The sequence below is a fragment of the Profundibacterium mesophilum KAUST100406-0324 genome (assembly GCF_009835145.1).
GTDB classification, from domain to species: domain Bacteria; phylum Pseudomonadota; class Alphaproteobacteria; order Rhodobacterales; family Rhodobacteraceae; genus Profundibacterium; species Profundibacterium mesophilum.
In genome coordinates, this window is sequence record NZ_APKE01000010.1 from 79462 (window position 1) to 105283 (window position 25822).

The following is a 25822-nucleotide window of genomic DNA, read 5'->3' on the forward strand; positions in this document are numbered from 1 at the left end:
TCCGACATGAGCGATGCCGTCATCGTATCCACCGCCCGCACCCCGATCGGCAAGGCCGCGCGCGGGGCTTTCAACATCACCCACGGGGCCGACATGGCCGGCCATGCCATCCAGCACGCGGTCGAGCGCGCCGGGATCGATCCCGCCCTGATCGAGGACGCGATCTTCGGCTGCGGCTATCCCGAATACGTCACCGGCGGCAACATCGCGCGCCAGGCGGTGATCCGCGCGGGCCTGCCCGTCTCGATCGCCGGCACGACCGTGAACCGTTTCTGCGCCTCGGGTCTTCAGGCCATCGCGATGGGCGGGCACATGATCGCCCAGGAGGGCGCCAAGGCGATCCTCGTGGGCGGGGTGGAAAGCATCTCGATGGTCCAGCCCCCGGTGCGCCATTCGCGCAATGCCTGGATCGAGGAGCACAAGCCCGAGCTCTACCACGCGATGATCGAGACCGCCGACACTGTGGCCAAGCGCTACGGCATCTCCCGCGAGGCGCAGGACGCGTTGGCGCTGGCCAGCCAGCAACGCACCGCGGAGGCGCAGAAGGCCGGGCGCTATGATGCCGAGATCGCCCCGATGGAGGTAACGAGGGCCGTCAAGGACAAGGAGACCGGGGAGGTCTCCCACGTCACCGAGACGATCTCGATGGACGAATGCAACCGCCCCTCCACCGATATCGAGGGGCTGCGGAAGCTCCAGCCGGTGCGCGGCGAGGGCAATTTCGTCACCGCCGGCAATGCGAGCCAGCTCTCGGACGGGGCGGCGGCCCTGGTCATGATGGACCGAAAGGAAGCCGAAAGGCTCGGCCTCGACATCCTCGGCGCCTTCCGCGGCTTCGCGGTCGCCGGCTGCGAGCCCGACGAGATGGGGATCGGACCGGTCTTCGCGGTGCCGCGCCTGCTGGAGCGCCAGGGTCTCACGGTGGAGGATATCGACCTGTGGGAGCTGAACGAGGCCTTCGCGAGCCAGGCGCTCTATTGCCGCGACAAGCTCGGCATCGACGACGACAAGCTCAACGTCTCCGGCGGCTCGATCTCCATCGGCCACCCGTTCGGGATGACCGGTGCGCGGATGACCGGGCATCTGCTGATCGAGGGGCGGCGGCGCGGGGCGAAGCTCGGCGTCGTGACCATGTGCATCGGTGGCGGGCAGGGTGCTGCCGGCCTGTTCGAAATCTACTGAAGGGACGCGCCATGAATCTCGATTTCACCCCGGAGCAGGAGGCCTTTCGCGCCGAACTGCGCGCGTTCCTCGAGCAGAACCTGCCGGAGCGCCTGTCCGACAAGGTCCGCTCCGGCCAGCGCCTCGCCAAGGAGGATTACGAGGAATGGCATGCCATTCTCAACGGGCGCGGCTGGCTCGCCGGCAACTGGCCCAAGGGCCATGGCGGCGCCGGCTGGGACGCGGTCGAGCGGCACATCTTCGAGGAGGAGACGACCGCCGCGGGCGCGCCGCGCATCGTGCCTTTCGGCCTCGCCATGCTGGGCCCGGTGCTGCAGAAATTTGGCAGCAAGGAGCAGCAGGAGCACTGGCTCCCGCGGATCCTCGACGGCACCGACTGGTGGTGCCAGGGCTATAGCGAGCCGGGGGCAGGATCGGATCTCGCTTCCGTCAAGACCACCGCGGTGCGCGAGGGCGACCATTACATCGTCAACGGCCAGAAGACCTGGACCACGCTCGGCCAGTATGCCGACATGATCTTCTGTCTCGTGCGCACCTCCAAGGAAGGCAAGCCGCAGGAGGGGATCAGCTTCCTGCTGATCGACATGACCTCCCCCGGCATCGAGGTCCGTCCGATCGTGCTTCTCGACGGCGAGCCCGAGGTGAACGAGGTCTTCTTCGACAACGTCAAGGTGCCGGTGGAAAACCTGGTGGGCGAGGAGAACAAGGGCTGGACCTATGCCAAGTATCTCCTGACCCACGAGCGCACCAACATCGCCGGGGTGGGCTTTGCCAATGCGGGGCTTGAGAACCTCAAGCGGATCGCGCGTCTCGAGCAGAGCCGCGGGCGACCCTTGATCGAGGATCCGCTCTTCGCGGCACGCATCGCCGAGGTCGAGATCGCTCTGATGGCCATGGCCACGACCAACCTGCGCGTGGTCTCCGCCGCCGCGGCGGGGCAGGCGCCCGGCGCCGAGAGCTCGATGCTCAAGGTCAAGGGCACGGTCATCCGCCAGGAGATAAACGCCCTGACGCGCGAGGCCGTCGGCCCCTATGCCATGCCCTTCGCGCATGAGACGCTCGAGGCCGGCAGCAATGCCGAGCCGGTGGGCCCCGATTACGCGCTTCCCGCCACGGCGCAGTATTTCAACAATCGCAAGCTGTCGATCTATGGCGGCTCGAACGAGGTGCAGCGCACCATCATCGCCAAGACAATCCTGGAGCTTTGAGCCATGAACTTCGATCTGACTGAAGAGCGCCAGATGCTCCAGGACGGGCTGCGGCGCTATCTCGTGCAGGCCGCCAATCCGCAAAGCCGTGCGGCCGCCGTCGAGGCCGAGGCCGCCGTCGATCCCGAGCTCTGGGGCGGCCTGGCGGAGATGGGCGTGATCGGCGCCCTCTTCACCGAGGAGCAGGGGGGCTTTGGCGGCGCCGGCTTCGATCTCGCCGTGGTCTTCGAGGAGTTGGGCCGCGCGGGCGCGGTCACGCCGCTGCTCGAAGTGGTGCTGGCGGGGGGGCTTCTGGCGCAGGCGGGGGACGCGCATGCCGACCTGCTCGGGGAGGTGATCGCCGGCACCCGCGCGCTGGCCTATGCCCATGGCGAGCCTGCGAGCCGCTATGACCTGTCGCGGGTCGAAACGACGGCGCGGCGCGAGGGCGACGATTACGTCATCGACGGGCGCAAGGCGGTCGTGGTGGGCGGCGCGCAGGCCGATATGCTCGTGCTGAGCGCCCGCACCTCCGGGGAGCGCGATGATGCGGGTGGGATCAGCCTCTTTGCCGTTCCTGCCGACAGCGCCGGCCTGCAATGGCGCGACTATCCCCTCGCGGATGGGGGGCGCGCGGCCGAGCTCGTGATCGACGGGCTGCGCGCGGGGAGCGGATCGCTGCTCGGCGCCGAAGGCGGCGCGCATGACGCGATCGAATATGCCCAGGCCCGCGGAACCGCCGCCCTCTGCGCCGAGGCGCTGGGCCTCATGGAGGCCGCGCGCGCGCTGACCGCCGATTACCTGCGCACCCGCAAGCAGTTCGGCCAGCCGATCGGCAAGTTCCAGGCGCTTCAGCACCGCATGGCCGACATGCTCATCGAGATCGAGCAGGCCCGTTCGGCTGTCATCAACCTGTGCGGGCGGCTGCAACTCTCCCGCCGCGAGCGCGAGATCAATGTCAGCGCGACCAAGCAGCTTGTGGGCCGCGTCGCGCGCCATGTCACCGAAGAAGCGATCCAGATGCATGGCGGCATCGGCATGACCGAGGAATACGAGCTTGCCCACCTGGCGCGCCGCCTGACGATGACCGATCACCGCCTTGGCGACAGCACCTACCACCTGGGCCGCTTCGTGGCGCTGGGCGCGGTGGCCTGACATGGCGGCGCAGGGCATTATCGAGGGCGAGACGGGGACACAGCGCCTGCTGGGCTATGTGCTCGATGTGGGCGGCGGCGACGGGATGGCGCGTTGCAGGCTGACGCTCACTGGCGACCATACCAACCGCCATGGCCGCCTGCATGGCGGGATCGCGGTCTCGATGCTCGACAACGCGATGGGCGCGGCGGGCTCGCTGAGCGTGGACGAGACCGGCATGGCGCCGTTCCTGACGATCTCCCTCACGACCAACTTCCTCGCCTCAGCGCAGATCGGTGATGCGCTGACCGCCACGGGCTGGATCACCGGGGGCGGTCGCTCGGTGAAGTTCATCGCCGGCGAGCTGGTGCACGAGAACGGCACGCTGATCGCCACGGCGAGCGGTGTCTTCAAGCCGGTGCCGCCAGGCCGGGTCACTCCGGCGCCCGGTGATGCGGAGGGGCGGTCATGAGCTTCGTGCGCGTCGAGGACGAGGGCGACAGGCTTCTCGTGGTCAACACGAACGCGGCCCGGCGCGGGGCGCTGACGGCGGAATATCACGCGGCGCTCTGCGCGGCGCTCGAACGGGCGGCGGCCGATCCGCGGATCGCCTCCGTGATCTTGTGTGCGGAGGGCGGCTTCTTCTGCGCGGGCGGGGATCTCAATATCCTGGCGACGCGCGCGGAGCTTACCGAGACCGAACGCAGCGCGCATATCGAGGTGCTGCATCGCTCGGTGCGCGCGATCAGGGCCTGCCCGCGTCCGGTGATCGCCGCCGTCGAGGGCGGGGCCGCGGGGGCCGGCGTTTCCATTGCCTTTGCCTGCGATCTGCTGGTCGCCGCCGAGGATGCGCGCTTCACCCTGGCCTATGTCAAGGCGGGGCTGGTGCCCGATGGCGGGGTGCTGGCGGTGCTGGCGCGCAGCCTGCCGCCGATGCTCCTGTCGCGCATGGCGCTTACCGGGGCGCCGGTGGGCGCACAGCGGCTCGACGCGCTCGGCGCGCTGAGCCTGATGACCCCCGCGGGCGGCGCGCTGGCGGGCGCAAGGGAGCTGGCGGCCGAGATCGCCGCCGGACCGGGCAAGGCGCAAACCGCGATCAAGGCCCTGCTCGAGCAGGGCCGCACCGAGGGCGTCGAGGCGCAGCTCACGGCCGAGGCGCGTGCCATGGCCCATGCGCAAGGGCAGGCCGAGGCTGCGGAAGGCATCGCGGCATTTCTTGGCAGGAGACCTGCCGATTTCGCCAAACTGAGAGGGGAGCCATGACACAGGTTGAGACCCGATCCGCAGCCATCCGGCATGCGGGCGACATGGCGGAATGCGTCACATGAGCGGCGCAGAGGCGATCCATGAACTCATCGCCGGGCAGGCCGAGCGCCGCCCCGGCGCCCCGGCGATCATCACCGATGCGGGCGAGGAGCACGATTACGCGGGCTATGCCGCCGCCGTGCGGGAGGCGGCCGAACTGCTCGGCGGCCGCGGCCTCGGGCCGGGGGACCGCCTCTTGATCGTGGCCGAGAACGCCTTCGAGACGGCGGTGCTGATCTTCGCGGCCTCGGCGCTCGGCGCGGTGGCGGTGCCGGTGAACGCGCGCATGACGTCCGGCGAGCTTGCCCGTATCGAGGCGCATTGCGCACCCCGGCTCGTCGCCTATACCTGCGGCGCCTCGCAAGAAGCGCAGGCGCATGGTGACACCGCCGGCGCCGCGCGGCTGGAGACGGGCTTCGGCCCGCTCGCGCTCGCCGCTCCTCCTTCTGCGCAGGCACCGGCCGCCATGGTGCCGGGCGCGGATGTCGCGGTCCTGCTCTACACGACGGGAACGACCGGCGATCCCAAGGGGGTGATGCTGACGCATGGCAATCTGCTTTTCGCCGGAGCGGCTTCGGCGAGGCTGCGCGACCTCGTGCCGGGTGATGTGATCTACGGCGCGCTGCCGCTGACCCATGTCTTCGGCCTGGCCTCGATGCTGATGGCCTCGGCCAGCAGCGGCGCCGCCGTGCAGCTCGAGGCGCGCTTCACGCCCGAGCGCCTGCTGGCCGCGCTGCGCGCCGGCGTCACCGTCTTCCCGGCGGTGCCGCAGATGCATGCCCTGCTGATGAAGCACACCGCCGAGCTTGGCATGGACCGCCTCGACGGGGCGGCCCTTCGCTATGTCTCCTCGGGCGCGGCGCCGCTCGATCCGGCATGGAAGCGCAAGGCGGAGGCGTTTTACGGGCTGCCCCTGCAAAACGGTTACGGCATGACCGAGAGCACCGCCGGCACCTGCGGCACGCGCAACCCGATCGGCACGGCGGATACCAGCGTCGGCCGCCCCCTCGAGGGGATCGAGGTGCGCATCGATGCGCCGGATGCGGAAGGGGTGGGCGAGATCGTGACCCGCGGACCGCATGTCATGAAGGGATACTACCTCAATTCCGCGGAGACGGCGCGGGTGCTTTCGGCGGATGGTTGGCTTCGCACCGGGGATCTGGGGCGTATCGACGCGGATGGCTGTCTGCATGTGGTCGGACGCTGCAAGGAGCTTATCATCCGCTCGGGCTTCAACGTCTACCCGCCGGAAGTCGAGGCGGCGATCAACGCCCATCCGGCGGTGGTGCAGTGCGCCGTGGTCGGACGGCGCGTCGAGGGCGGCAACGAAGAAGTGCTGGCCTTCGCGCAATGCACGGCGCCCGGAGCGGCCGACGAGGATATGCTCAAGGCCTTCGCCGCCGAGCACTTATCGAGCTACAAGCGCCCATCGCGCATCCTGGTGGTGGATCGATTGCCCGCCGCCGCGACGGGAAAGATACTGAAACACAGGCTGCTGGGCACTTTCGCCGCGCAGCTCGACGCCTCGCCAAAGGGAGATTGAACCATGCCTAAGGATACTGCCGGTCACGGCCCCGAACTGGGCACTTTCGAATGGGCGGACCCGTTCTTGATCGAGGATCTGCTCGACGAGGACGAGCGGATGCTGCGCGATGCCGCGGCGGCCTTCGCCGCCGACCAGTTGCAACCGCGCGTGACGGACGCGTTCCGCGAGGAGCGCGACGAGCCGGCGCTCTTCGCGCTGATGGGCGAGGCCGGCCTGCTCGGCGTCACCGTCCCCGAGGAATATGGCGGGCTTGGCAGCAACTACGTCACCTACGGGCTGATCGCGCGCGAGGTGGAGCGGATCGATTCGGGCTATCGATCGATGATGTCGGTGCAGTCCTCTCTGGTCATGTATCCGATCCATGCCTACGGCTCCGAGGAGCAGCGGCAGAAATACCTGCCGGGCCTCGCCGCGGGCAGCCTGATCGGGTGTTTCGGCCTGACCGAACCCGATGCAGGCTCCGATCCGGCCGGGATGAAGACGGTCGCGAGGAAAACCGACGGGGGCTACGTCATCTCGGGCTCCAAGATGTGGATCTCCAACGCCCCCTTCGCCGATGTCTTCGTGGTCTGGGCCAAGTCGGAGGCCCATGAGGGCAAGATCCGTGGCTTCGTCCTCGAAAAGGGCATGAAGGGTCTCTCGGCGCCCAAGATCGGCGGCAAGCTGAGCTTGCGGGCCTCCACCACCGGCGAGATCGTGATGGAGGGCGTCGAGGTCGGCGAGGACGCGCTGTTGCCGAACGTGCAAGGGCTCAAGGGGCCGTTCGGCTGCCTCAACAGGGCGCGCTACGGCATCTCCTGGGGCGCCATGGGCGCGGCCGAGGCCTGCTGGCATGCCGCGCGGCAATACGGGCTCGACCGCAAGCAGTTCGGCAAGCCGCTGGCCCAGACGCAGCTCTTCCAGAAGAAGCTTGCCGACATGCAGACCGAGATTTCACTGGGTCTGCAGGGCAGCCTGCGTCTCGGCCGCCTGATGGATGAGGGCCGTGCCTCGCCGGAACTTGTCTCGCTGATGAAGCGCAACAATTGCGGCAAGGCGCTCGATGTCGCGCGGCAGGCGCGCGACATGCATGGCGGCAACGGCATCTCCGAGGAGTTCCAGGTGATCCGCCACATGGTCAACCTCGAGACGGTCAACACCTACGAGGGCACCCATGACGTGCATGCCCTGATCCTGGGTCGCGCCCAGACCGGGCTTCAGGCGTTCTTCTGAACGTCTTCGGGAGGGGGCGGCGCCGCCGGCCCCTCGCGCAAGGCGCCCAGCAGGGCCCGCGCCCGCGTCTCGGCCCGCCGGATGCGCACCGCGGTCAGGAACGCTTCCTCCATCGTGGTGGAGGAGGCTCCGATGGCCTCGGCGACGCGCCCGATCACGCTGTCATCCTTGAGCTTGGTCGCGACGGCCAACGCTTCCTGCGCAAGCTCGTCGGCAAGGGTTTCGGTCAGCTGCATGGCTCTGCCTTTCCTGTCTGAAACATGCGCGGCGGGGCGCACATCCCCTTGCCACAGGCCTAGAGCAGCACGGCGCAGCCGGCAAGCGGGCGGGCCGCGATCGGGGAATCGCTGCTTGCCGGCAGGTGCAGGGCCAGACGATACCTTCCGTCAGCTGCCGCGCGGCTTGGCCCGTTGCGTCGGTGTCGCCTCGCGCGGGTTCTCGGGCCAGGGATGACGCGGGTAGCGTCCGCGCATATCCTTGCGCACGTCGGCGTAGGAGCTGTCCCAGAAGCCGGGGAGATCCATCGTCACCTGCACGGGCCGTCCCGCGGGCGATAGCAGGGCGATGCGCAGGGGCCGCCCGGCCACCGACGGATGACGCGTTACACCGAAAAGCTCCTGGAGCTTCACCTCGATCCCGGGCTCGTCGCCGGAATAGTCGATCGGGACGCTGCGACCGAGCGGCGTGTCGAAACGGCCGGGCGCGAGCGTGTCGAGCGCCTTGGTCGCGGCGTAGTCGAGCCGCGCGCGCAGGGGTGGAAGCAGGTCGAACCGGCGCCACTGCGCGGCGCTGCGCACCCCGCCCAGATGCGGTAGAAGCCACTCTCGCGCTTCGTCCATCAAGGCCTCGGGATCTGGGTCGAAAAGCGCCAGCCCGGCCGCGCGCCCCAGCGCCACGCGGGCCAGGAAACGCGCGGCCGCCGGGGCGGGGGAGAAACCCAGTTGCCGCACGCCCTCGAGCATCGCCTCCGCCACCGCGTCCCCCGGGGCGTCGGACCATATCCTGTCGTCAAGGATGATGGCGCCGAAGCGTTCCTGCTGACGCGTCACGACCTTCGAGGCGCGCCGCGACCACCTGCAGACATCGTGCCAGGCAATATGCGCGCCATGCACCGCGCGCAGCTCCGCCTCGCTGATCTCGGCCGCCTGTCGGATCCGCGCCTCGCGCGGATGGCCATCGGTATCGGTGACGACCAGCAGCCGGCAACCGGCAAGCGTGTCGGCGGCGTCGAGCATCGCCCCCTTGCCACCCGACAGCAGGTAGCGCGGCGCATCACCCGGCCTCCGCAAACCGATCCGGTCGGGATAGGCGATCGCGGCCGCCCGCGCCGCGGCGCCCGCCGGCCCGTGCGAGATGGCCGCAACCGCCGTGTCCGCCTCGACGCCGGAGACGGCACGGGCCAGCCGGGTTGCATCCGCCCTGATGCGCGCGACGGCGGCACGGTCGACCTGCACGCCCCTGGCGCGTTCCGTCCGGGCCGGATCCTCGACCGCCTCGAGGCGCAGTGTCAGCTCCGCCCCCCGCGCGCCCGCGCCGCGCACGGGATCGCGCTCGGCAAGCAGTGCCGCGAGCCTGGCCGCTCCCTTGCCCGCGCGGGTCAGCATGTGCCCCAGGCGCGGATGGACCGGAAGACGCGCCAGATCGCGCCCATGCGCGGTGATCGCACCATCATCCTCCACCGCGCCGAGCGTACGCAGCAGCGCCCGCGCCTCGTCCCAGGCGCCCCTCGGGGGCTGCGTCAGGAAGGACAGGGCGGCGGGATCGCGGCTCCCCCACATCGCCAGTTCGAGCACCAGCGGCGCGAGGTCGGCCACCTCGATCTCGGCAGGCGGGAAGGCGGGCAGGGCCCCTTCGGCGCCGCGTGTCCAGAACCTGTAGCAGCGGCCCGGGGCAACACGTCCGGCGCGCCCGCGCCTCTGGGCCGCCTCGGCGCGGCTCACCGGCTCCGTGACGAGCCGGCTCATTCCCGATCCCGGATCGAAGCGGGCCCGCCGGGCCAGCCCGGCATCCACCACGACCCTGATGCCGTCGATTGTCAGCGAGGTCTCGGCGATCGAAGTCGACAAGATCAGCTTGCGCCCCTCCTCCAGCGGCGCGAGGGCGGCGCGCTGCTCGGCGGCCGGAAGGGCGCCGTAGAGCGGCCGCATGACGGTTCCGGGCGCGATGCGCGGCGCAAGGGCCGCGGCGAGCTGCTTGATCTCGCGCTCGCCGGGCAGGAAAACGAGAATGCCCCCTTCGGTCTCGGCCTCGGCGCGCAGAACGAGATCGGTGATGCCGGGCGCCAACCGCGCGCCTGGCGCAGGCGGGACAGGCAGCCAGCATGTCTCGACATCGAAGGCGCGGCCCTGCGCGGTGACGAGGGGCGCACCCCCGAGGAGGGCGGCGACGGGCGCCGCGTCGAGTGTCGCAGACATGACCAGGAGCATCAGGTCGGGGCGCAGGGCCTCGCGGATCTCCCATGACAGCGCGAGGCCCAGATCGGCGTTGAGCGAGCGTTCATGAAATTCGTCGAAGATGATGGCGCCGACCCCATCGAGCGCGGGATCGGACTGGATCATCCGTGTGAGGATGCCCTCCGTCACCACCTCGATGCAGGTTTGCGGTCCGGTGCGCGCCTCGCCGCGGATGCGGTAGCCCACACGCCGACCCACTGGCTCGCCCAGAAGCGCGGCCATGCGTTCAGCCGCGGCCCGTGCGGCGAGGCGGCGCGGCTCGAGCATCACGATCCGCCCCTCGACCATTCCGGAAGAAAGCAGGTCCGGCGGCACGCCCGTCGTCTTGCCCGCCCCCGGGGGCGCCTGCAGCACGGCGCATCCCCGCGCCCGAAGGGCGGTCCGCAGCTCCGGCAGGACGGCATCGATTGGAAGCGCTGTCGACATGGCGACGGCATATCCGATGCACCCGCCCGATGACCAGATCCTCTGGACAAACCCCCCTTCGCACGGCCACATCGGCAGTCATGATGGATGATGCAGAACTCGCCGACCGGCTTCTGGCCGGGGACCGCCGTGCCCTGTCACGCGCGATCACGCTCGTGGAAAGTGGACGGACCGATCACCGCGACCGCGCGGCGGCCCTTCTCGACCGTCTCGCGGGGGAGGGGCGACAGGCGCTTCGCCTCGGTCTGTCGGGCACACCCGGAGTGGGAAAATCCACCTTCATAGAGGCGTTCGGGCTGCACCTGGTGGAGCGCGCGCACAAGGTGGCGGTCCTGGCGGTCGATCCGTCCTCGGCGCGTACCGGGGGCTCGATCCTGGGCGACAAGACCCGGATGGAGCGGCTGACCCGTGCGCCCGGCGCCTTCATCCGGCCCTCTCCCAGCCAGACGGAGCTTGGCGGCGTCGCGCGGCGGACCCGCGAATCGATCGCCCTGTGCGAGGCGGCCGGCTTTGACACGGTGCTGATCGAGACGGTCGGCGTGGGACAGTCGGAAACCATGGTCGCGGAGATGTCGGACATCTTCGTCCTCCTGCTCGCGCCGGGAGGGGGCGACGAGCTGCAGGGGGTGAAGCGGGGGATCATGGAAATCGCGGACCTGATCCTCGTGAACAAGGCCGACGGCCCGCTCGAGGCGGAGGCGCGCCGGACCTGCGCCGATTACGCCGGTGCGCTGCGCCTGCTGCGTCGGCGCGAGGGCGATGCGCCCGGCTTTCCCAAGGCGCTGACCGTCTCGGCGGTGAGCGGCGCGGGGATCGAGGAGGCCTGGGCGCAGATCGGCGCGCTCGCGTCCTGGCGGCGCGAGAACGGGCATTGGGACCGGCGCCGCGCGGCGCAGGCGGGCCATTGGTTCGACGACGCCGTGCGGCACGGGATCATGGAGCGTCTGCGGGCCGACCCGCGAATCAAGGCGGCGCTGAGGGAGGCGCGGGGGGCCGTGGCGGAGGGCGAGGCGGCGCCGGGCGCCGCCGCGGCGCGCGTGCTGACCCTTCTTTTCGAGGCGGCACCGACGCCCGGCGGCCCCCCGGCGCGGGGATGAATCGCTTGACGCCTCGGCCCAATGCCCTTACATCGCCCTGACCCGATGATCAGGCGCCGCGCGTGCGGTGCTGTGTAACATGCGTGGAGGCTTCCGTGCCGCCCGCGCCAAGACGAGGAAGCACCCATGTCGCGCCGCTGCGAACTGACCGGAAAAGGCCCGATGACGGGCAACAACGTGAGCCACGCCAAGAACCGCACCCGTCGCCGGTTCCTCCCGAACCTCAACGACGTGTCGCTGATGTCCGAGACGCTGGGCCGGACGTTCAAGCTTCGCATCTCCGCCTCCGCGCTGCGCACCGTGGACCACCGCGGCGGGCTCGACGGCTTCATGGCGAAAGCCAAGGAAGCCGAGCTGTCGCCCAACGCGCTCAGCATCAAGAAAGAGATCGCGAAGGCACAGGCAGCCGCCTGATCCGTCTTTCGGGTATCTACCGCCGGGCCTCGCATCATGCGGGGCCTTTGGCGTTTCGGGGGAGGGGGCCCCATCGGGGATCGTCCCGCCGGGATGATCGGCAGCGATGCTTTGGCCCCGCCGCCACGCGGAATGCCGTGCCGGATCGGCCAAGGCCTCGGGGTCATGCGGCGGACATGCCAAGAGGGCCGGACAGCTTATGCCATCCCGCCCTCGTAATCGTTACGCGCCTGCCCGGGACTTGCCCGAAAGGCCGGCCGTCAGCTGCAGTAGTTCTGAGCGGATTGGCCGAAGGCCTTGTATTTGCGCCAGAAGCTTTCGTGATTGCGATCGGATGACTGGCGGACGACCTGCGCCTGATGCGGATCCTTGAAAAAGGTCGCGGCGAGCTTCTGGTCGCGGCGGTCGAGCGTGATGTCGGCGACCTGCTGGATGCAACCGCAGAGCGCGCGATTGGCGGCCTTGCGATCGGATTTCAGACAAGCGCGTTCGATGACGCCACCTTGTGCCACAGTTGCAGAGAATGCGGTGAGAACCGCAAGCGTGATGAGTTTCTTCATGACCTGCCTCGTGTCAAATCCAGCGGTCCCGCGTTTCTCGCGATGTATGCTGGGTGTACTGCCGTGACACCAGACTGCCATTTCATGGGGATTCGGACAATTCAGAAATCCAGAAAATCGTATTTTCGTAAGTTCGTGATGTGTTCCGCATGTGGCGGACCGCGCCGCGATCCTCCTCTTGACCTCGCGCGGCCTGAGGCGCAGCCGCCCGCGCAGGCTGCGCCTCAGGCCGCCCCTGCGCGCGGTGTCGCGGCCGCCCACGCGGGCATGTCGGCATCCACGCTGTAATCGATGGGCTTGTAGGTGAAATTGTTCGACTGTCCCGCCGAGCAGGCGGTCATCGCGATGATCAGGTCCATCTCGGCGCGCAGCAAGAGCCGTTGGCCGGGCTTGCTCAGGGGCGGCTCGACCGAAACCGTGCCGCTCTGCGCGTCGACGGCCACATGCATGAAAACGTTGAAGGCGATGGGGATGTCGTCGGGACCGATGCCGAAGGGCTCCAGCGCCATCTCGAGATTGCCCTGGCAGCCATGATGAGGCTCCGTGTCGCCATAGATGATGCGAAACGTGTCGCGCGAGCAGGGCGTCAGCGTGAAATCGTGCCGGCCCACTTCGTCCCGCACGATCCGCAGCATCACGTTGCTGCGGTTGGAGTAGAGCGGATCGCCGGTGCTGAGGAACATCCGCCCGGCGTAATCGATGCTGCGTCCCGACGAAAGATACTCGCGCCGGTCATCCACGTTGTAGGCGAGCAGGTCCGAGACCTGCTCGCCATCGGGGTCGATGACGGTGAGGTAATGCCCCGCCGGCAGGAGGAACGCGGTTCCACTGCGCGGTGCGATGCGGTGGGTTCCGGCGGCGGGTGCCTCGGGGCGCTGCTGGCTCTCTGCGCGGCTCATGCAACATCCTTCTTGGCAAAGGGACATACCCAGCTGCGGTCGACCTGGCGGCCGCTGTATTGCGCCGCTTCCGCGCCGAGGCCGAAATCCGCGACCATCGGGTTGATCTCGCCGTCGAGGGCGCGGTCGCGCTCGCGGATGACCTTCTGCATCCGGTCGTAACGGCCATCGGCGCGGAGCCGCTCGAACTGCTCGTGGGAGTTGAAGACGAGGGCGGGACGCGAGAACCGCCGCGCGCTGCGCGAGGCGCCGGGATGCAGGCCGATCACGAAATAGCTCTGTCCCCCGAGGCTCAACGAGAAATGTGGCGAGGTGGGATCGTGGGAGGTGCTCTCGTCCCACGCATTGCCGCAGGCGACATCGAGATTGTGCAGGGACTGGATGCGGTTCCACATCTGCCGCTCGAAGGCGATCTCCTCCATGGGCTCGCCGGGACCGTTGAAGACGACGACGAAGGATTGCACGAGCGGGCCCTCGGGATCGAGGATGTCGCTGCCGAAACGGGCCAGGGCGCGGTAGATATCGAGATCGCTTCCCGGATTGTCGAACTCCCGTGCCTCGCACAGGGTAATGGCATCCCGCACGAGAGCGGATTTCGCCCCCACGCAGGGAAAAGCCTCGGACTGGACGAAATCCTCGAATGCACTCTTCACGCTTACCTCAGGCATCATGCCACCCTCTCTCGCAAGTAGACGCGAAACGACCGGTCCGATTGGACGGTTCCCTCGCCCCCGTGCCGCGGGATGTCGCAGGGGCGGCCGTGGGAATGGGCAAGGCTGGCGGCGGGATACGCGCGGGGCCGCGCACCGGGCGCGTCACGGGTCGCTTGCGGCGCTTGACCGGCCCCCGATTCCGCCGCATATCCAAGCCATGACAGAGCTCTCATATATCCGCAATTTCTCCATCGTCGCGCATATCGACCATGGCAAATCCACCCTCGCCGACAGGCTGATCCAGCTGACCGGGACGGTGGCTGAGCGGGACATGAAGGAGCAGCTCCTCGATGCGATGGATATCGAGCGCGAGCGCGGGATCACGATCAAGGCGAACACGGTCCGGATCGAATACCCGGCCAAGGACGGCCATACCTATGTGCTCAACCTGATCGACACGCCGGGCCACGTGGACTTCGCCTACGAGGTCAGCCGCTCGATGCGCGCCGTCGAGGGATCGCTCCTCGTGGTGGATGCGAGCCAGGGGGTCGAGGCGCAGACGCTCGCCAATGTCTATACCGCGATGGAGGCCGATCACGAGATCGTCCCCGTGCTCAACAAGGTCGATCTTCCGGCCGCCGAGCCCGAGCGCGTGCGCGAGCAGATCGAGGACGTGATCGGCATCGAGGCGCATGACGCCGTCCAGATCAGCGCCAAGACCGGGCTCGGCATTCCGGACGTGCTCGAGGCGATCGTCAAGCGCCTGCCGCCGCCTCATTCCGGCGAGCGCGATGCGCCGCTCAAGGCGATGCTGGTCGATTCGAAATATGACAGCTATCTCGGCGTGATCGTCATCGTGCGGATCATCGACGGCGTGCTGCGCAAGGGCGACCGCATCCGCATGATGAAGACGGGCGGCACCTATGACGTCGATGATGTCGGCGTCTATCGCCCCGCCATGACCGCGGTCGAGGAGCTCGGCCCGGGCGAGATCGGATATCTCAACGCGTCGATCAAGCAGGTGCGCGACACCCGCGTCGGCGACACGATCACCACCGAGAAGAAGGGCACCGCCGAGGCGCTGCCGGGCTTCAAGCCTTCCGTTCCGGTCGTCTTCTGCGGCCTTTTCCCGGTCGATGCGAACGATTTCAACGATATGCGCGATGCGATGGAGAAGCTGGCCCTGAACGACGCCTCCTTCACCTTCGAGATGGAAACCAGTGCCGCGCTCGGCTTCGGCTTCCGCTGCGGGTTCCTGGGGCTCTTGCACCTCGAAGTGGTGCGCGACCGGCTCGAGCGTGAATACGACATCGACCTTATCACCACCGCGCCCTCGGTCATCTACCATGTCTACCAGCGCGACGGCACGATGAGCGAGCTCCACAACCCGGCCGACATGCCCGACCCCGCGACGATCGACCATGTCGAGGAGCCGCGCATCAAGGCGACGATCCTGGTGCCGGACGAATATCTCGGCGATGTGCTCAAGCTGTGCCAGGAGCGCCGCGGCATCCAGATGGACCTGACCTATGCCGGCAGCCGGGCCATGGTGGTCTATGACCTGCCGCTCAACGAGGTGGTGTTCGACTTCTACGACCGTCTCAAGTCGGTCACGAAGGGCTATGCCAGCTTCGACTACCAGATGATCGGCTACCGGCAGGATTTCCTCGTGAAGATGAGCGTGCTGGTCAATGACGAACCGGTCGATGCGCTGGCGATGATGGTGCACCGCGACCGTGCCGAAGGGCGGGGCCGCGCAATGTGCGAGAAGCTCAAGGAGCTGATCCCGCGCCACATGTTCAAGATCCCGATCCAGGCGGCGATCGGCGGCCGGGTCATCGCGCGCGAGACGCTGAGCGCCATGCGCAAGGACGTCACGGCCAAATGCTATGGCGGGGATGCCAGCCGCAAGCGCAAGCTGCTCGACAAGCAGAAGGCCGGCAAGAAAAAGATGCGGCAGTTCGGCAAGGTCGAGATCCCGCAGGAAGCCTTCATCAACGCGCTGAAGATGGACAGCTGACCGGCAGGCGCTCGTCAGAAAAGCCTCACGATCCATGCCGATTCGTGCTATGATCGTCTGACCGGGGCGTCTTCCGCACAAGCTGTCCCGTAACCGGGTCGCGTATCCACGGCTCGATGCTCCTGCCGAATGACTGCATCCGGCAGGAGCTGCTTTGTCGGCATTCACAGATGACGAGGGGACCGCGCTGGCGGCGCGGGCTGCGACCTTGCGGCACGGCGTGCAATAAACGCGGAACCCGGCTCGGTGCCTTACTCTTGATGTCCAAACAGAGTGGGAATCATCTTATGTCAAGTTCAGCCGTTCCATACCCCTATCATAACGCGCAGATGGCGATGCACTGGCTCGTGGTCACCCTCGTCGCGGTCCAGTACCTGACCGGACCGGCGATGCAGATGACTTTCGACAAAGGCCTTTATTCATACGACACCAATGGCGGGACGGCGATCGTCCATGCCCTGATCGGCAGCAGCATCCTGATCGCGATGATCGCGCGGCTCGTGCTGCGGCGCCGCCATGCCGTGCCGCCGCCGCCCGATACCGAGCCCGAAATGATTCAGAAGATCTCGCGCGGCACGCATTACGCCTTCTATGTCATCCTGATCGGGATGCCGCTCGCCGGCATGTTGGCCGTGCTGACCGGGAGCCAGCTCATCGCGGCGGTCCACGGCTGGACCTCGCTGCTGCTGCTCCTGCTCATCGCCGCGCATTTCGCCGGGGCCATGTGGCACCTCTTCAAGCGCGACGGCGTCGTCAACAGGATGGTCTCCGAGCGCGATTGAACGCGCCGGCTCCCTCTCCCCGGCTGTGCCGAACGGGAGGGAGCCGGCTGTTTCAGCCCTTGCGCATCGCCACGAAGACGATGGTGGCGACCAGGGCGTAGACGAAGTTGACGCCGAGCACGACGCTCCACGGGGCCTCGGCGGCAAAGACGTAGACGGCGAGCAGCGAGGGGATCACCGTCAGCGCGGCGAGCGCAACGATCCAGGCCGCGAACCCGCCCATCCGTGCGAAGATCGGGATCAGCAGGATCGCGACGAGGATCGCCACCGCCAGGCGCCCCGCATCCAGGATCAGTGGCATCGCCTCGACACCGAAAAGATAGGAGATCGCGAAGGAATTGGCGACCGTCCCGAGGATGCCGGCGAGGATCACGCCGACGATGGCAGCTGTGGTGGACATGAAATTTCTTCCTGAACGAGGGACATAAGACGTCTGGCACAGTAGTGCCTGCGCCGGGCACGTCCAGATCCCGTGCGGCCCGGAGGCCACGAGAACCGCGCGCGCCGCCTCGCCAAGGGGCTCGGCCGCGCCGTTTCAGGCGTCGAGGAAGGCGCGCACGGACGCCTCGAAGGCGCGCGGCCGTTCGGCATGGAGCCAGTGACCCGCACCGGTCAGCTTGGCGAAGCGGGCCTTGGGGAATTGCGCGCGGATCGCGGGCCGATGCTCGGGCAGGACATAATCGCTCTTGGCGCCGGTGAGGAAGAGGGTGGGCCGGGCGAACTCTCCCGGAATGCCGGGCCAGCCGGTGATCCGCGCCATCTCGCGCTCCAGCGTATCGAGATTGAAGCGCCAGCGCTTGTCGGCGAGATCGAGGCTCTGCAGCAGGAAGGCCCTCAGGCTGGCCGTCTCGATATGGGCCGCGAGCGCCGCGTCGGCATCGGCGCGCCGCGTGACCGCGCCCAGATCGATCCGCTTCATCGCCTCGATGAGATGCGCCTGGCTGTGGCCGTAGGCGACCGGCGCGATATCCGCGACGACGAGCCGGTGCAGCGCATCCGGATGCAGGAGCGCCAGCGCCATTGCCGCCTTGCCGCCCATCGAATGACCCAGGAGATCGGCCGGGCCGATCTTTTCCAGAACGCGCGCAAGATCGCTCGCAAGGGCCTCGTAGTCATGCGCGTCACTATGCGGCGCGTGGCCGTGATTGCGCATGTCGACCGCGATGACGGGGCCGCGGTCCGACAGGCGTTTGGCGATCACGCCCCAGTTGCGCGCCGAACCGAAGAGGCCATGCGCGATGAGCAGCGGCGGCGCGTCGCCGCCGCCATCATGGCGGATCATCGTCAGGTCCACCGCGCCGGGACGCGCTCCCATGGTCTCAGAGACCCTGGTAGATGGGGAAGCGGGCGCAGAGCTCGGCCACTTCGCCGCGCACCTTTTCCTCGGTCGCCCCGTTGCCCTCGGCACCGTTCTGCGCGAGTCCGTCGACGACCGCGCTGATCCAGCGCCCGATCTGCCGGAACTCATCCTCGCCGAAGCCGCGCGTGGTGCCCGCCGGCGTGCCGAGGCGGATGCCGGAGGTGATCGTGGGCTTCTCGTCGTCGAAGGGGATGCCGTTCTTGTTGCAGGTGATATGGGCCCGTCCGAGCGCCGCCTCGGTGGTGTTGCCCTTCACCCCCTTGGGCCGCAGGTCGACCAGCAGAAGGTGGCTGTCGGTGCCGCCCGTCACGATGTCGAGCCCGCCCTTGATGAGCTCGTCCGACAAGGCGCGCGCATTCGCGACGACCTGTTGCTGGTAGGTCTTGAAGCCGGGCTGCAGCGCCTCGCCGAAGGCGACGGCCTTGGCCGCGATCGCATGCATCAGCGGGCCGCCCTGGATGCCGGGGAAGATCGCCGAGTTGACCTTCTTGGCAATCGTCTCGTCATTGGTCAGGATCATGCCGCCGCGCGGGCCGCGCAGGGTCTTGTGCGTCGTTGTCGTCGCGACATGGGCATGCGGGAAGGGCGAGGGATATTCGCCGGTCGCCACCAGCCCCGCGAAATGGGCCATGTCGACCAGCAGCCACGCGCCGACCATGTCGGCGATCTCGCGCATCCGCTCGAAGTCGATGATCCGCGGGATGGCGGAGCCGCCGGCGATGATCATCTTGGGCTGATGCTCCTTGGCCAAGGCCTCGATCTGGTCGTAGTCGGGCAGGAGCGTGTCGCGGGTCACGCCGTATTGCACGGCGTTGAACCACTTGCCCGACTGGTTGGGCCTGGCGCCATGGGTCAGGTGCCCGCCCGCGTCGAGGCTCATGCCGAGGATGGTGTCGCCGGGGGCGAGCAGGGCGGTGAAGACCCCCTGGTTCGCCTGGCTGCCGGAATTGGGCTGCACATTGGCGAAATCGCAGCCGAAAAGCTGCTTGGCGCGGTCGATGGCCAGGTTCTCGGCCACATCGACATACTGGCATCCGCCGTAGTAGCGCCGGCCGGGATACCCTTCGGCGTACTTGTTCGTCAGCACCGATCCCTGCGCCTCGAGCACCGCGCGGCTGACGATGTTCTCGGAGGCGATAAGCTCGATCTCGTCGCGCTGGCGGCCAAGCTCGTCGGTGATCGCGGAGAAGAGTTCCGCATCGGTCTGGGCGAGGGCCGAGGTGAAGAATCCGGTATCGCGTGAGGGTGCGTTCATGTCGGCAGGCTCCTTTGGAAGGGCGGCGGAAGATGAGCGGGGTTTATCGCAGCCGATCCCCGGTGCAAAGAGCGCATGACCGCGCGCGGCATCGTCAGCGCCGGGCGCCCCGGCGTGAAGGGTTGTAATCGTCCGGCGCGCCGGTCAAGTCTGGGATCGCGCGGACCTGCGCGCGTGGGAGGGCCTGGAGATCACTGTGGAATCGCGCATCGCCTTTCTCGCCAGCGACACCGAGATCGCGCAGGCGGCCCTCGAGCGTCTTTCGAGCCGTTTCGGCAACGTGCCGCCGCAGGACGCTCAGACGATCGTCGCCCTGGGCGGGGACGGTTTCATGCTGCACACGCTGCATGGCACGATGGCGCTCTCGGCGCCGGTCTACGGGATGAATTGCGGAACGATCGGTTTCCTGATGAACGAGTTCTCGGAGGACGACCTGCCCGACCGGCTCGCCGCCGCCGAGCTCGAGGTGATCAATCCGCTCGTCATGTGCGCGACCCGTTCGGACGGCGAGGTGCGCGAGGCGCTGGCAATCAACGAGGTCTCCTTGCTGAGGGCGGGGCCGCAAGCCGCCAAGCTGCGCATCAAGGTTGACGGGCAGGTGCGCATGGAGGAGCTGGTCTGCGATGGCGCGCTGGTCTGCACGCCGGCCGGCTCGACCGCCTACAACTATTCCGCCCATGGTCCGATCCTGCCGATCGGCTCGGATGTGCTGGCGCTGACCGCCATGGCCGCCTTCCGCCCGCGCCGCTGGCGCGGGGCGCTGCTTCCCAAGACGGCGACCGTCTGCTTCGACGTGCTGGAGCCCGAGAAGCGTCCCGTCATGGCCGACGCGGACGGACGCTCGGTGCGCGACGTGGTGGCGGTGGAGATACGCTCGGAGCCGAGCGTGCGCCACCGCATCCTCTTCGATCCCGGTCACGGGCTCGAGGAGCGGCTCATCACCGAACAGTTCACCTGAAGCTTGCCTAGCGCGCCGGCGCGCCCGCGCTGCCGGGGCCGAAGAGACGGGGCGCGGCCCCGAGCGGCACCGGGCCCAGTGACATGCGCCCGCCGGCAAAGGTGAGCGGCAGGCGCAGCGCGCCGTCGCCCGACAGTCCGGCAAGCAGTCCCATCCCCGTCTCGATGGTGCCCGAGAGACCGGGATCGACCAGCCCCGCCGCGACCGCCAGGCGCAGCATCTCGCGCCACTGGGTCGCGGCCAGAGACACGGCTCCCTCCGGCACTCCGTCCGGGCCGATGCGCAGCTCGCCGGCGGCCTCCAGCTCCATCATGCCCCAGGTAATGCGCGCATCGCGCAGATCGATCCGCGTGGGGCGCGGCGCGGCGGAGACGAAGGCATGCCGGTCGAGGGGGGCATCGAAGGTGACGGTGGCATCGACGCGGACCCGCTCGATCAGCTCGGGCAGATCATCCGGCAGGCCCGCCAGCGGTCCATTCCCGCGGCCAGCGATCAGCCGCGCGTCATCGAGCTCGAAGCCGATATCGTGCACCGGGCGCGCGCCGCCCGCGCCGGGGCGGGTGGCAAGGCGCAGCTCTTCGACCCGCAGGCCCGACCCGCCCGGCCCCGACAGGGCAAGCGCTTCGCCCACGAAACTCGAGCGGTCAAGGCCGAGGGCGAGTTCCGGCCGCATCACGAGCGAGCCGCGCAGGCGCTCCGCCTCGAGCGTCAGCGGCGTTCCGCGCCATTCGAACGACTGCCGGTCGGGCAGGACGGCAATGACATGGTTCGGCTTGTAGCTCAGGGCCAGCACCTGCGCGAAAGGCGCGCGCCAGGAAAACGATCGGTCAGGCAGGTCGAGGGCGATGTCCGTCAGGGTCGTGTCGAAACGGTTCGGCAGGCCGCGCGTGTCGATCGCGGCGACTTCGATCTGCGTGCCGCCTGCGCGAAGCTGCTCGATCCACCCGGCAAAGCCCCGCTCGACGGTGCGCGCGCCGATGAACCAGTAGATGCCCCAAAGGATCGAGGCGGCGATCAGAACCAAGATCAGCTTTCGCATAACCGCACCCTTTCGCTGCTGCGCTCGCTGGTGTTTACAGGGCGCGCTCAAGGAGGACCAGCAGATGACACAAGACCCGCTATGGGTGTTCGGCTATGGCTCGCTGATCTGGAATCCCGGATTCGAGGTGGCCGAGCGCCTGGTCGCGACATTGCCGGGATATCGCAGGGCCTTCTGCATGCGCTCTGTGCACCACCGCGGAACGCAGGAGGCACCGGGGCTGGTTCTGGCTCTCGATGCATCGGACGATGCGCATTGCAGGGGGGTCGCCTTCCGCGTCGCGCCGGGCCATGAGGACGAGACCCTCGACGCGCTGCGCGCGCGCGAGCTGATCTCCTCGGCCTATCTCGAGCGCTGGCTCGACATCGATCTTGCCGACGGGCGCAGGCTTCCCGCCGTCACCTACGTCATCGACCGCGCGCATGCGCAGTATTGCGGCGCTCTCGCATTGGAGGAGCAGGCCGGGATCATCGCCCGCGCCAGGGGCGGACGGGGCCCCAATACCGAATATCTCCACAACACGGCCGCGCATCTGAGCGAGCTCGGGATCGGGGATACCGATCTTGAGTGGCTTTCAAGCCGCGTGCGCGCCTTGAGCGGGGACTGAAGCTTGCGCAGGTTGGCTTTTGCCGCCAAGGAAGTATCCTGCGACCGAACGAATGTCGGGACATTTTCATGAGGGACCGATCGGACCGCAAGGCCGAGCCCTATTTTTCACAGCCTGTGCGCCAGATCATCACGATGATCATGGTTCTCCTGCTCGTGGCGGTCGGGGCCTACATCGCCTTTCCTAGCGTCGCACCCGTCTTTCTCGCCAATCCCTGGCTGAACGGGTTCATCGCCTTCGTCTTCGTGATCGGCGTGCTGGCCTGTTTCTGGCAGGAATTGCAGCTGATCCAGTCGGTGAACTGGATCGAGGGCTTCGCGGCGGAGGTGCCCGGCCATGACATGGTCAAGGCGCCGCGCCTGCTTGCGCCGCTCGCCGCCCTGCTGCGCTCGCGCGGGCGCCAGCGGCACATAAGCGCCTCGTCGTCGCGCTCGATCCTCGATTCGGTCGCCACCCGGATCGACGAGGCGCGCGACATCACCCGTTATATCGTCAGCCTGCTGATCTTCCTCGGCCTGCTCGGCACCTTCTACGGGCTCGCCACGACGGTGCCGGCCATCGTCGACACGATCCGCGCGCTCACCCCGTCGGAGGGCGAGGACGGCATGGCGATCTTCGGGCGGCTCATGAGCGGGCTCGAGCGTCAGCTGGGCGGCATGGGTGTGGCCTTCGCATCCTCGCTGCTCGGCCTCGCCGGCTCGCTCGTCGTGGGATTGCTGGAGCTGTTCGCCAGCCACGGACAGAATCGCTTCTACAGGGAGTTGGAGGAATGGCTCTCCTCCATCACCCGACTCGGCTTCGCGGGTGCGGAAGGGGAGGGCGAGGGCACCGGCGAGGGCGGTCTTTCGCTTGCCCTGGTCGAGCACATGTCGGCGCAGATCGACCGCCTGCACGAGTTGATCGCAACCTCTGAAGCGGGGCGGGCGCGCGTCGATGCCGAACTCGGCGCGGTTGCGGGCGCCCTCGGCACGTTGGGCGAGACGCTGGCGCGCGGCCGCGAGGATGACGCGCTGTCGCGGATCGCCGACGGGCAGCAGCGGCTCGTCGCCCTGTTGCAGGACCGTGTGCCGGACACGGAGGGGGGCCTCGACGGCGAAAGCCGGATGCATTTGCGCTCGATCGACACGGCCGTGCTGCGCCTGCTCGAAGAACAGGCCGCCGGGCGCCAGGAGACGGTCGCCGAGCTGCGCCAGGAGCTGCGTCAGGTCGTGCGCGCCGTGCGCAGCGGCGGACGCCCGGAGATCCCCGCGGCGGGCCTGACCGGGCGGCGGAGCTGATCCATGGCACTGACACGCCGCTCCACGCAGCGCGTCTCCTCCAGCATCTGGCCCGGTTTCGTCGATGCGATGACCGCGCTGCTTCTGGTGATGATGTTCCTCCTGACGATCTTCATGGTGGTGCAATTCGCCCTGCGCGAGCAAATCTCCGGCCAGGAAAACGAGCTCGATACGCTGGGCGACGAGCTTGCGGGGCTGACTACCGCGCTCGGGCTGGCACGGGAGAGCAACGCGGCATTGCGCGCCGAGGCCGGCGGGCTGCGCTCGCAGATTGCCGGGCAGGAGGACCTAATCTCGGCGCTGACCTCGGAGCGCGATGCGCAGGATACGCGGATCGACAGGGTCGAGGCGCGCGTCGCGGCGCTTCTTCTCGAACGCGACACGGCCCGCGCGGAGGCGGTGGCGCGTGCCGATGACCTTGCCGTTCTGCGCGAGACGCAAGACCAATTGGCGTCCGAACGCGAGGCGCTCGAGATGGCCGTGGCACGGATGCGCGGCGAGATCGACGCCGAGGCGGAGGCGGCCCGGCTCGCGGCGGCGCGTAGCGATGCGCTCGAGGCGTTGACCGCAGAGCTGCGCCAGGCGCGCGACGAGAGCGAAACCCGTGCGGCGGATCTCGAGCAGCGGCTTGGCACCCTCGAAGGCGCCCTCGATGCCAAGGAGGCCGAACGTCTTGCCGATCAGGCCGCCGCCGAGGCATTGCGCGCGCGACTTGAGAACGCCGATGCCGAGCTCACCGCCATGTCGCTGGCACTCGAGGAGCAACGCCGCGAAGCCGAGGAGGTGCTGACCCTGCTTGCCGCCGCGCGTCAGGCCGAAGCCACGCTGGACGCACGACTGACCGAAGCGTTGGGCATGTCGGACACCTTGCGCGACGAGCTTACGCAAACGCGCCGCGCACGCGAGGAGGCCGACACCAACCTCGCGCTCGCCATACTCGCCCAAGAAGCGGGGGAGGACGAGATCGCCGCTCTGAAGGAGCGTCTCGCCGCGGGCGAGGCGGACATGGCCGCACTCAACAACCGCCTTGCCGAGGCGCTCCTGGCCCGCGATGCCGCGCGGGAGGATGCGAGCCGCGCGGTGCGCGAGCAGGCCGGAACGCAGGAAGAGCTCGAGCGTAGCCGCGCCGCCGCGGCCGAGGAACGCGATGCCCTGGCCCAATCGCAGGCGGCCCTGAGCGCGGCGCTCGAGCGGGCGGATGCGCTTGCGCGCAGCGGCGATGCGGCCCGCGACCGGTTGGCCCAAGCGCTCGCGCGGCAAAGCGAGAGCGAGGCCGAGCTGCGTGCCTTGTCCGAGGCGCTCGGAGCGGCGCAGGCCGCGAAGCTTTCCTTCGAGGGCAGCCTCGAGGATGCGCGCGGCCGTCTTGATGATGCGGAGCGCGCGCTTGAAGAGCTGCGCCGTGCGGCGGCCGGCGAGGCCGCGCAGCGGAACGCCATCGCTGCCGAGCTGCGCGCCGCGCAAGAGGAGATCGCGGCGCTGCGCGGATCGGAATTCGAGGCGGAGGATCTGCAGGACGAGCTGAGGGCGGCTTTGGCGGCCAAGCTCGCCGCGGAACGCGAGAGTCAGGAGAGACGCGACGCCCGGGCGCTTCGCGATGCCCTGCTGACGCAAGCGCGCACGGCGCTCGCCGAGGAGAAGAAAAGCTCGCTCGAGGCACAGCGGCGCATCGAGGCGCTCAACCTCCAAGTTGCCGATCTGCGCCGCAGCCTCAGGGAGCTTGGCGAGTCGCTGGAGGCGGCCGATCTGACGGATGACCGCCAGAGGAGCAGGATCGAGACGCTGCGCGAGGCCCTTGCACAGGCCGAGACCCGCGCCAGCACCGAGCAGGGCCGCAGGGTCGCGCTCGAGCGGGCCGAATTGCAGCGGCTCGAGAGCTACCAGTCCGAGTTCTTCGGCAAGCTGCGTGATCTGTTGAGCGACCGGCAGGGCGTGCAGATCGTGGGCGACCGTTTCGTCTTCTCGTCGGAGGTGCTTTTCCCCAGCGGATCGGCCACCTTGTCCGAGGCGGGCAAGGAGCAGGTGGCCCGCGTGGCCGATCTGCTGCGCGAGGTCGCCAGCGACATCCCCGAGGAGATCGACTGGGTCGTGCGCGTGGACGGGCATACCGACAGCGTCCCCATCTCGGTCAGCTCGCAGTTCAGCGACAACTGGGAGCTCAGCCTGGCGCGCGCGCTTTCGGTGGTGCGCTACATGAGCGGCGATCTGAACTTTCCCGCCGAGCGCCTGGCGCCGACCGGGTTCGGCGAGTTCCGCCCGGTCAACACGGCCGGCACACCGGAGGCGCGTCAGCAGAACCGCAGGATCGAGCTGAAGCTGACCGAGCGCTGAGCGAAGGCCGGTCGGCGCCTTCGGCAAGGACAAGCGCTCAGAGAAAAGGCCCGCCACCCCGGTCTGGGGCAGCGGGCCGATGACGGTCCCCCGCAATCATGGGGCGCCGGCCATGGCGGCCGGCGCGC

The 25822-nt window shown here is 68.5% G+C and carries 24 protein-coding genes; 15 read left to right on the forward strand and 9 right to left on the reverse strand.

Translation table 11 applies throughout. From position 1 onward, the window contains the following. Window positions 1–6 precede the first annotated feature (6 nt). From PMES_RS03325 to PMES_RS03355, 7 genes are all read left to right on the forward strand, one after another. Complete coding sequence (locus PMES_RS03325; RefSeq protein WP_159964097.1) at window positions 7–1182, forward strand: acetyl-CoA C-acyltransferase; 1176 nt, start codon at window positions 7–9, stop codon at window positions 1180–1182. A gap of 11 nt (window positions 1183–1193) precedes the next feature. Beyond that, window positions 1194–2390 carry an acyl-CoA dehydrogenase family protein gene (locus PMES_RS03330; protein WP_159964098.1) on the forward strand — a complete coding sequence of 399 codons (1197 nt, stop codon included), beginning with the start codon at window positions 1194–1196 and terminating at the stop codon, window positions 2388–2390. Window positions 2391–2393: 3 nt separating this feature from the next. Next, a complete protein-coding gene (locus PMES_RS03335) occupies window positions 2394–3524 on the forward strand; it encodes an acyl-CoA dehydrogenase family protein (RefSeq protein WP_159964099.1) in 1131 nt (376 codons plus the stop codon). A 1-nt stretch (window position 3525) separates the two neighbouring features. Beyond that, entirely contained in the window at window positions 3526–3975 is a 450-nt protein-coding gene (locus PMES_RS03340) for a PaaI family thioesterase (RefSeq protein WP_159964100.1), read from the forward strand. Then, window positions 3972–4766: an enoyl-CoA hydratase-related protein gene (locus PMES_RS03345; RefSeq protein ID WP_159964101.1), complete on the forward strand. Its 795-nt coding sequence runs from the start codon at window positions 3972–3974 to the stop codon at window positions 4764–4766. Before PMES_RS03340 ends, PMES_RS03345 begins: the two co-directional genes overlap by 4 nt. Before the next feature lie 61 nt (window positions 4767–4827). After that, on the forward strand, window positions 4828–6351 hold the full coding sequence (locus PMES_RS03350) for a class I adenylate-forming enzyme family protein (RefSeq protein ID WP_201288947.1): 1524 nt from the start codon (window positions 4828–4830) through the stop codon (window positions 6349–6351). A gap of 3 nt (window positions 6352–6354) precedes the next feature. Further along, window positions 6355–7566 carry an acyl-CoA dehydrogenase gene (locus PMES_RS03355; protein WP_159964103.1) on the forward strand — a complete coding sequence of 404 codons (1212 nt, stop codon included), beginning with the start codon at window positions 6355–6357 and terminating at the stop codon, window positions 7564–7566. Here the strand turns inward: PMES_RS03355 and PMES_RS03360 are convergent. Both PMES_RS03360 and hrpB read right to left on the reverse strand, forming a co-directional pair. Continuing rightward, window positions 7551–7802, reverse strand: coding sequence for a hypothetical protein (locus PMES_RS03360; protein WP_159964104.1), 252 nt, complete (start codon window positions 7800–7802; stop codon window positions 7551–7553). The genes PMES_RS03355 and PMES_RS03360 overlap by 16 nt on opposite strands. A gap of 150 nt (window positions 7803–7952) precedes the next feature. Then, complete coding sequence (gene hrpB / locus PMES_RS03365; RefSeq protein ID WP_159964105.1) at window positions 7953–10445, reverse strand: ATP-dependent helicase HrpB; 2493 nt, start codon at window positions 10443–10445, stop codon at window positions 7953–7955. 83 nt (window positions 10446–10528) lie between these two features. Between hrpB and meaB the strand changes: the two genes are divergently transcribed. Together meaB and rpmB are read left to right on the forward strand one after the other, a co-directional pair. Further along, window positions 10529–11542: a methylmalonyl Co-A mutase-associated GTPase MeaB gene (gene meaB / locus PMES_RS03370; protein ID WP_159964106.1), complete on the forward strand. Its 1014-nt coding sequence runs from the start codon at window positions 10529–10531 to the stop codon at window positions 11540–11542. Between the two features lie 126 nt (window positions 11543–11668). Then, window positions 11669–11956, forward strand: coding sequence for a 50S ribosomal protein L28 (gene rpmB, locus PMES_RS03375; RefSeq protein ID WP_159964107.1), 288 nt, complete (start codon window positions 11669–11671; stop codon window positions 11954–11956). 260 nt (window positions 11957–12216) lie between these two features. Here the strand turns inward: rpmB and PMES_RS03380 are convergent, their stop codons facing one another. The 3 genes from PMES_RS03380 to gntA form a co-directional block, all read right to left on the reverse strand. Beyond that, a complete protein-coding gene (locus PMES_RS03380) occupies window positions 12217–12516 on the reverse strand; it encodes a hypothetical protein (RefSeq protein ID WP_159964108.1) in 300 nt (99 codons plus the stop codon). A gap of 224 nt (window positions 12517–12740) precedes the next feature. Then, window positions 12741–13415: a DUF1989 domain-containing protein gene (locus PMES_RS03385; RefSeq protein ID WP_159964109.1), complete on the reverse strand. Its 675-nt coding sequence runs from the start codon at window positions 13413–13415 to the stop codon at window positions 12741–12743. After that, the gene (gene gntA / locus PMES_RS03390) at window positions 13412–14086 is read right to left on the reverse strand and encodes a guanitoxin biosynthesis heme-dependent pre-guanitoxin N-hydroxylase GntA (protein WP_201288948.1); all 675 of its coding nucleotides are present in this window, start codon (window positions 14084–14086) and stop codon (window positions 13412–13414) included. Before gntA ends, PMES_RS03385 begins: the two co-directional genes overlap by 4 nt. A gap of 199 nt (window positions 14087–14285) precedes the next feature. On the opposite strand from gntA, the gene lepA reads away from it, so the two are divergent. Both lepA and PMES_RS03400 read left to right on the forward strand, forming a co-directional pair. After that, window positions 14286–16088: a translation elongation factor 4 gene (lepA, locus tag PMES_RS03395; RefSeq protein ID WP_159964110.1), complete on the forward strand. Its 1803-nt coding sequence runs from the start codon at window positions 14286–14288 to the stop codon at window positions 16086–16088. Between the two features lie 287 nt (window positions 16089–16375). Further along, entirely contained in the window at window positions 16376–16870 is a 495-nt protein-coding gene (locus PMES_RS03400; RefSeq protein WP_159964111.1) for a cytochrome b, read from the forward strand. Window positions 16871–16922: 52 nt separating this feature from the next. Here PMES_RS03400 and PMES_RS03405 read toward each other — a convergent pair whose 3' ends face one another. The 3 genes from PMES_RS03405 to glyA form a co-directional block, all read right to left on the reverse strand. Next, complete coding sequence (locus PMES_RS03405) at window positions 16923–17270, reverse strand: hypothetical protein (protein ID WP_159964112.1); 348 nt, start codon at window positions 17268–17270, stop codon at window positions 16923–16925. Between the two features lie 135 nt (window positions 17271–17405). Continuing rightward, window positions 17406–18185: an alpha/beta fold hydrolase gene (locus PMES_RS03410; RefSeq protein WP_236549680.1), complete on the reverse strand. Its 780-nt coding sequence runs from the start codon at window positions 18183–18185 to the stop codon at window positions 17406–17408. Window positions 18186–18189: 4 nt separating this feature from the next. After that, on the reverse strand, window positions 18190–19485 hold the full coding sequence (gene glyA / locus PMES_RS03415; RefSeq protein WP_159964113.1) for a serine hydroxymethyltransferase: 1296 nt from the start codon (window positions 19483–19485) through the stop codon (window positions 18190–18192). Between the two features lie 196 nt (window positions 19486–19681). On the opposite strand from glyA, the gene PMES_RS03420 reads away from it, so the two are divergent. Then, on the forward strand, window positions 19682–20443 hold the full coding sequence (locus PMES_RS03420; protein ID WP_159964114.1) for an NAD kinase: 762 nt from the start codon (window positions 19682–19684) through the stop codon (window positions 20441–20443). A 7-nt stretch (window positions 20444–20450) separates the two neighbouring features. On the opposite strand, the gene PMES_RS03425 is transcribed toward PMES_RS03420, so the two are convergent. Further along, complete coding sequence (locus PMES_RS03425; RefSeq protein WP_159964115.1) at window positions 20451–21482, reverse strand: DUF2125 domain-containing protein; 1032 nt, start codon at window positions 21480–21482, stop codon at window positions 20451–20453. 64 nt (window positions 21483–21546) lie between these two features. Here PMES_RS03425 and PMES_RS03430 point away from each other — a divergent pair, with 64 nt between their 5' ends. The 3 genes from PMES_RS03430 (at window position 21547) to PMES_RS03440 (ending at window position 25694) form a co-directional block, all read left to right on the forward strand. Next, entirely contained in the window at window positions 21547–22089 is a 543-nt protein-coding gene (locus tag PMES_RS03430) for a gamma-glutamylcyclotransferase (RefSeq protein WP_159964116.1), read from the forward strand. A 68-nt stretch (window positions 22090–22157) separates the two neighbouring features. Next, window positions 22158–23366: a biopolymer transporter ExbB gene (locus PMES_RS03435; RefSeq protein WP_159964117.1), complete on the forward strand. Its 1209-nt coding sequence runs from the start codon at window positions 22158–22160 to the stop codon at window positions 23364–23366. A gap of 3 nt (window positions 23367–23369) precedes the next feature. After that, window positions 23370–25694 (forward strand): peptidoglycan -binding protein, encoded by a 2325-nt coding sequence (locus tag PMES_RS03440; RefSeq protein WP_159964118.1) that lies wholly within the window; start codon window positions 23370–23372, stop codon window positions 25692–25694. The last annotated feature ends 128 nt before the right edge of the window (window positions 25695–25822 follow it).

What these genes read in the sequence shown, in the direction of transcription:
- PMES_RS03325 (WP_159964097.1), top strand. Translation starts at nt 7, where the DNA reads ATGAGCGATGCCGTCATCGTATCCACCGCCCGCACCCCGATCGGCAAG.
- PMES_RS03330 (WP_159964098.1), top strand. Translation starts at nt 1,194, where the DNA reads ATGAATCTCGATTTCACCCCGGAGCAGGAGGCCTTTCGCGCCGAACTG.
- PMES_RS03335 (WP_159964099.1), top strand. Translation starts at nt 2,394, where the DNA reads ATGAACTTCGATCTGACTGAAGAGCGCCAGATGCTCCAGGACGGGCTG.
- PMES_RS03340 (WP_159964100.1), top strand. Translation starts at nt 3,526, where the DNA reads ATGGCGGCGCAGGGCATTATCGAGGGCGAGACGGGGACACAGCGCCTG.
- PMES_RS03345 (WP_159964101.1), top strand. Translation starts at nt 3,972, where the DNA reads ATGAGCTTCGTGCGCGTCGAGGACGAGGGCGACAGGCTTCTCGTGGTC.
- PMES_RS03350 (WP_201288947.1), top strand. Translation starts at nt 4,828, where the DNA reads ATGAGCGGCGCAGAGGCGATCCATGAACTCATCGCCGGGCAGGCCGAG.
- PMES_RS03355 (WP_159964103.1), top strand. Translation starts at nt 6,355, where the DNA reads ATGCCTAAGGATACTGCCGGTCACGGCCCCGAACTGGGCACTTTCGAA.
- PMES_RS03360 (WP_159964104.1), bottom strand. Translation starts at nt 7,802, where the DNA reads ATGCAGCTGACCGAAACCCTTGCCGACGAGCTTGCGCAGGAAGCGTTG.
- hrpB (WP_159964105.1), bottom strand. Translation starts at nt 10,445, where the DNA reads ATGTCGACAGCGCTTCCAATCGATGCCGTCCTGCCGGAGCTGCGGACC.
- meaB (WP_159964106.1), top strand. Translation starts at nt 10,529, where the DNA reads ATGGATGATGCAGAACTCGCCGACCGGCTTCTGGCCGGGGACCGCCGT.
- rpmB (WP_159964107.1), top strand. Translation starts at nt 11,669, where the DNA reads ATGTCGCGCCGCTGCGAACTGACCGGAAAAGGCCCGATGACGGGCAAC.
- PMES_RS03380 (WP_159964108.1), bottom strand. Translation starts at nt 12,516, where the DNA reads ATGAAGAAACTCATCACGCTTGCGGTTCTCACCGCATTCTCTGCAACT.
- PMES_RS03385 (WP_159964109.1), bottom strand. Translation starts at nt 13,415, where the DNA reads ATGAGCCGCGCAGAGAGCCAGCAGCGCCCCGAGGCACCCGCCGCCGGA.
- gntA (WP_201288948.1), bottom strand. Translation starts at nt 14,086, where the DNA reads ATGATGCCTGAGGTAAGCGTGAAGAGTGCATTCGAGGATTTCGTCCAG.
- lepA (WP_159964110.1), top strand. Translation starts at nt 14,286, where the DNA reads ATGACAGAGCTCTCATATATCCGCAATTTCTCCATCGTCGCGCATATC.
- PMES_RS03400 (WP_159964111.1), top strand. Translation starts at nt 16,376, where the DNA reads ATGTCAAGTTCAGCCGTTCCATACCCCTATCATAACGCGCAGATGGCG.
- PMES_RS03405 (WP_159964112.1), bottom strand. Translation starts at nt 17,270, where the DNA reads ATGTCCACCACAGCTGCCATCGTCGGCGTGATCCTCGCCGGCATCCTC.
- PMES_RS03410 (WP_236549680.1), bottom strand. Translation starts at nt 18,185, where the DNA reads ATGGGAGCGCGTCCCGGCGCGGTGGACCTGACGATGATCCGCCATGAT.
- glyA (WP_159964113.1), bottom strand. Translation starts at nt 19,485, where the DNA reads ATGAACGCACCCTCACGCGATACCGGATTCTTCACCTCGGCCCTCGCC.
- PMES_RS03425 (WP_159964115.1), bottom strand. Translation starts at nt 21,482, where the DNA reads ATGCGAAAGCTGATCTTGGTTCTGATCGCCGCCTCGATCCTTTGGGGC.
- PMES_RS03430 (WP_159964116.1), top strand. Translation starts at nt 21,547, where the DNA reads ATGACACAAGACCCGCTATGGGTGTTCGGCTATGGCTCGCTGATCTGG.
- PMES_RS03435 (WP_159964117.1), top strand. Translation starts at nt 22,158, where the DNA reads ATGAGGGACCGATCGGACCGCAAGGCCGAGCCCTATTTTTCACAGCCT.
- PMES_RS03440 (WP_159964118.1), top strand. Translation starts at nt 23,370, where the DNA reads ATGGCACTGACACGCCGCTCCACGCAGCGCGTCTCCTCCAGCATCTGG.